We start from the raw sequence: 4467 nt of genomic DNA, 5'->3' as shown, positions 1-4467 counted from the left end.
GGTCACAGGTTCGAGCCCTGTATCTTCCATTCAATGGTCGCATGGTATAGTTGGTTATTACGCCCGCCTGTCACGCGGGAGATCACGGGTTCGAGTCCCGTTGTGACCGTTTTAAATGGCTCAGTAGCTCAGTTGGTAGAGCAATGGATTGAAGCTCCATGTGTCGGCGGTTCGATTCCGTCCTGCGCCATAAATCATTATCTAGGTAGTGATTTTAATTTAATATTATGGCGGTATTGGTGAAGGGGTTAACACACTGGTTTGTGGTACCAGCACGCATGGGTTCGAGTCCCATATACCGCCCTTTTATTGGGCTATAGCCAAGCGGTAAGGCAACGGTTTTTGGTACCGTCATGCGCTGGTTCGAATCCAGCTAGCCCAGTAGTTAACGTCAGTTAACGAATCTAATTAAATATGCCGTTGTGGCGGAATTGGCAGACGCGCTGGACTCAAAATCCAGTTCCTTCACGGGAGTGTGGGTTCGACCCCCACCGACGGCATCTTATAAAAACGTTATGGACGTAAGTTCATAACGTTTTTTTGTTATAATAAAGCCAATTTGAACTGGAGGCAGCTGATAATGAAAATTACGGGAATCATCGTCGAATATAATCCCTTTCATAATGGTCATCAATATCATATCGAACAAGCCCGCGCAATAACTAAGGCGGATGTGGTCGTGGCAGTTATGAGTGGTAATTACGTTCAACGGGGTGAACCAGCGATGTTTGATAAATGGACCCGTGCTAAAGAAGCCCTTTTAAATGGTGTTGACGTTGTTTTTGAACTACCATTTGCCATGGCAGTTCAACCGGGACATATCTTCGCTGAACAAGCAATTAGCCTGTTACATGCAGTTGGTGTTGATACGATTGTCTGTGGCGCTGAACATCCGGATTATCAATTTATGCAGTTAGCACAGTTACCAATTGATAATCACCGTGCTTTTACCCAATATCAACAAACATATGCCACCACTTTTTATCAGGAACTAGCTGATCAAAGTGGTATTGAAATCCAATTACCTAATGATATTTTAAGTTTGTCATATGCTAAGGCAATTGTGAAAAATGGTTGGACCGATACAATAAACCTCCAACCAATCAAACGAATTAATGCGGCGTATCATCAAACTGCTTTGCCAAGTGGTTCGATTGCTAGTGCATCGGCCATTCGTAAGCATAACGTGTCAGCTGTGTTACAGTATGTACCGGAACAAACAGCGGTTGATTTACTAAATAGCACACGTACAAGTGATTTTGCAACGGTTTGGTGGCCGTTCATTCAGTATCGCTTACAAACTGCTAAAATCGAAGAATTACGCGTAATTTACCAAGTGAGTGAAGGGCTCGAATACAAACTAAAAGCCGCCGTAGAACAAGCAAGCAGTTATGCAGAATTTATGCAGTTACTAAAATCTAAGCGTTATACAAATGCCCGTTTACAACGTATGGTCTTATATGTGTTATTAAACGTTACCACTAAGCAAATGCAACAGACGCTAGCCCAGCCATATTTAAATCTATTAGGTGCGACACCAGTGGGGCAAAAGTGGTTACGCCAAGTAAAAAAACAGGTTACAATACCATTATTTAGCAAAATCGGGGCGCAAGCTAAACAAGGAATATTTGCTTTACAGTATCAAGTTGACCAAGTTTTTACGACAATTGGTAACCAATCGGTCCAAAATATTGGTCGTATTCCTTGGCGGATAAATGATTCTACGACTTTACAATAAATTCTTTGACTATCGTTGGATAATAAGGTATACTTGATTAGTTGCAAAAGGAGGGAACCAATATGAAATGGTCAATGCTTGAATTGAAAAAATTTAAAGAAGTACCTTTAAATTTAAGTGAAACTTTAGATCTAAAAGCTGATATTTTAGCACGGTTTTCTGATTTCATTTTAGATATTACTCCCGTCACGGTTCAAGGGTTCCTTGAATACAAGAATGAGGATGTCTATATTCATGCGCAAGTCACTGGTAGTATGACGGTACCGTCTTCACGGTCTTTAAAACCCGTCGAAATGCCATTTGATTTTGCAATTGATGAAACCTACACCACTGAAGAAAGTCATCTCGAACGTTACGAAATTACTGATTCAGTTATTGTGTTAGAAAATGATGTTTTGAATTTTAATGAAGCAATTGAGGAGTATTTAATGCTCCAGATTCCTTTGCAAATTTTAGCTGAAGATGAAGTCGTTGACGACTCTGAAATGCCTTCTGGAAATGGTTGGGAAGTATTAACCGAAGATCAACTAGAAGCCAAAAAAGCTAACACAACTAACATTGATCCACGTCTCGCTAAACTCAAAGACTTATTCCCTGATCAGGAAGAAGGAGAATAGCAGACTCTTAAATTTGTAACACGCGTGGATATAAAATTTTAAGGAGGATACTCGAATATGGCAGTTCCATCACACAAGACTTCTAAGTCAAACAAGCGTGCCCGTCGTGGACACATCAAGCTTGTTGCGGCTGGTTTAAGCGCATGTCCAAACTGTGGTGAATTACGTAAGTCACACTACGTATGTTCAGCATGTGGTTTCTACGACGGTCGCGAAGTAGTTAAAACTAGCAAATAATGAATTAACATCAGATACCCTAGGTATTTGATGTTTTTTTATTGCATTAAAACATATTTAGTTTGACTTAAATGCATAATAACAATAGAATATTATATGTGTATGAATCAAATTAACATCTTTGAAAAATTAAATTTATAGCACCCGAGCTATAAATTATGCACGCATGGAGGCATTATGTCTGGAATTTTGGCTAGTGTAGTCGCCGTGGCAGTGTTAGCATTAGTAATCGGTGGAGTGATTGGATATGTTTTGCGTAAGGGAACTTATGAAAAAACAATGATGCAAGCGCACCAAACTGCCGAAGATTTCCTTGCTCAAGCGAAAAAAGATGCTAAAACCTTGAAAAAGGAAGCATTGATTGAAGCCAAAGATGAAAATCACAAGTATCGAACTGAAATTGAAAATGAACTCAAGGAACGCCGTTCTGAGGTTCAAAAACAAGAAGATCGACTATTACAACGTGAAGCATCAATGGAACGTAAGGATGCAGCTTTAGAAAAACGCGAATCTGCGTTAACGGTTAAAGAAGATAAACTTAGCCGTGAAAACGATAATTTACAAAAATTACATCAACGTGCCGAAGCCCTTGTCGAAGATCGTGAAAACGAGTTACAAAAAGTCGCAGGGTTAGAACAAAGTGATGCGCGAGAATTAATTCTTTCAGAAACTAAGCAACAATTAGCTCATGAACGTGGAGTCTTAATTAAAGCTAGTGAAGAAGAAGCTAATGCCGAAGCAGAAAAACGAGCTAAAAATATTGTTGTTCAAGCAATCCAACGCTCGGCTGCTGACATGGTTTCAGAAACAACGGTTTCAGTGGTCACTTTACCAAATGATGATATGAAGGGGCGGATTATTGGGCGTGAAGGCCGTAATATTCGGACACTTGAAACTTTAACCGGGATTGATTTAATCATCGATGATACACCAGAAGCAGTTGTATTATCTGGATTTGATCCAATTCGTCGTGAAGTTGCCAAGTTAGCCTTGGAAAAATTAATTTTGGATGGACGGATTCACCCAGCTCGAATTGAAGAGATGGTTGAAAAAGCTCGGAAAGAAATTGATGAAAAAATTCGTGAAATTGGTGAACAAGCCGTTTTCGAATTAGGTATTCATGGTATTCATCCTGACTTGATTAAAATTATCGGTCGGATGAATTATCGAACATCATATGGACAAAATGTTCTTACGCACTCGATTGAAGTTGCTAAATTATCGGGAATTTTAGCTGCCGAACTTGGCGAAGATGTTACTCTTGCAAAACGCGCAGGGTTATTACACGATATTGGGAAAGCTGTTGACCAAGAGGTTGAAGGTTCCCACGTTGAACTTGGTATTGAAATTGCTACTAAGTTTAAAGAAAAAGAAGTTATTATTAATTCAATTGCATCCCACCATGGTGATACAGTTGCAACGTCAGTTATTTCAGTCCTTGTTGCGTCAGCTGATGCGATTTCAGCTGCGCGGCCAGGTGCTCGTTCAGAGTCATTGGAAAACTACGTCCAACGTCTAAAACAGTTAGAAGCAATTGCTGATAACTTTGAAGGGGTTGAAAAATCATTTGCAATTCAAGCAGGACGTGAAATTCGCGTGATTGTAGAACCAACGAAGGTTGATGATTTAGAAGCAACAATTATTGCACGGGATGTTAAAAATCAAATTGAACATGATCTTGATTATCCAGGGCACATTAAAGTTACGGTTATTCGTGAAATCCGCAATACTGAAATTGCTCAATAAAAAAAGCTTGCCAATTGGCATGCACTGACCCCCTCGAATTGGAGTAAATCCAATCGAGGGGGTTTTCTTATGTATTTTTCTCAAAAAATAAAATTAGATGCAATTATTGAGTACCAAAATGGTGTTCCA

Annotated in this window: 4 protein-coding genes and 5 tRNA genes; all 9 read left to right on the top strand. The window is 39.6% G+C overall.

The annotated features are described in order from the left end of the window. The first annotated feature begins 35 nt into the window (after positions 1-35). The 9 genes from LQZ76_RS09815 (at position 36) to rny (ending at position 4338) form a co-directional block, all read left to right on the top strand. Positions 36-109: transfer RNA gene (locus tag LQZ76_RS09815), tRNA-Asp, on the top strand. Positions 110-117: 8 nt separating this feature from the next. Further along, positions 118-190: transfer RNA gene (locus LQZ76_RS09810), tRNA-Phe, on the top strand. Between the two features lie 40 nt (positions 191-230). Further along, positions 231-303, top strand: a tRNA-His gene (locus LQZ76_RS09805). A 7-nt stretch (positions 304-310) separates the two neighbouring features. Next, positions 311-382, top strand: a tRNA-Gln gene (locus tag LQZ76_RS09800). Between the two features lie 34 nt (positions 383-416). Then, positions 417-500, top strand: a tRNA-Leu gene (locus LQZ76_RS09795). Positions 501-580: 80 nt separating this feature from the next. After that, the gene (locus tag LQZ76_RS09790) at positions 581-1738 is read left to right on the top strand and encodes a nucleotidyltransferase (RefSeq protein WP_230099531.1); all 1158 of its coding nucleotides are present in this window, start codon (positions 581-583) and stop codon (positions 1736-1738) included. Between the two features lie 62 nt (positions 1739-1800). Beyond that, positions 1801-2355 (top strand): YceD family protein, encoded by a 555-nt coding sequence (locus tag LQZ76_RS09785; protein ID WP_230099530.1) that lies wholly within the window; start codon positions 1801-1803, stop codon positions 2353-2355. Between the two features lie 57 nt (positions 2356-2412). Beyond that, positions 2413-2592 carry a 50S ribosomal protein L32 gene (gene rpmF / locus LQZ76_RS09780; RefSeq protein ID WP_168722045.1) on the top strand — a complete coding sequence of 60 codons (180 nt, stop codon included), beginning with the start codon at positions 2413-2415 and terminating at the stop codon, positions 2590-2592. A gap of 177 nt (positions 2593-2769) precedes the next feature. Further along, complete coding sequence (rny, locus tag LQZ76_RS09775; RefSeq protein ID WP_230099529.1) at positions 2770-4338, top strand: ribonuclease Y; 1569 nt, start codon at positions 2770-2772, stop codon at positions 4336-4338. Positions 4339-4467 lie beyond the last annotated feature (129 nt).

It is taken from the genome of Periweissella ghanensis, from assembly GCF_918814755.1.
Lineage (GTDB): Bacteria > Bacillota > Bacilli > Lactobacillales > Lactobacillaceae > Periweissella > Periweissella ghanensis.
Note: the sequence above shows the minus strand (reverse complement) of the source record. Positions and strands in the feature narration are given on the sequence as shown.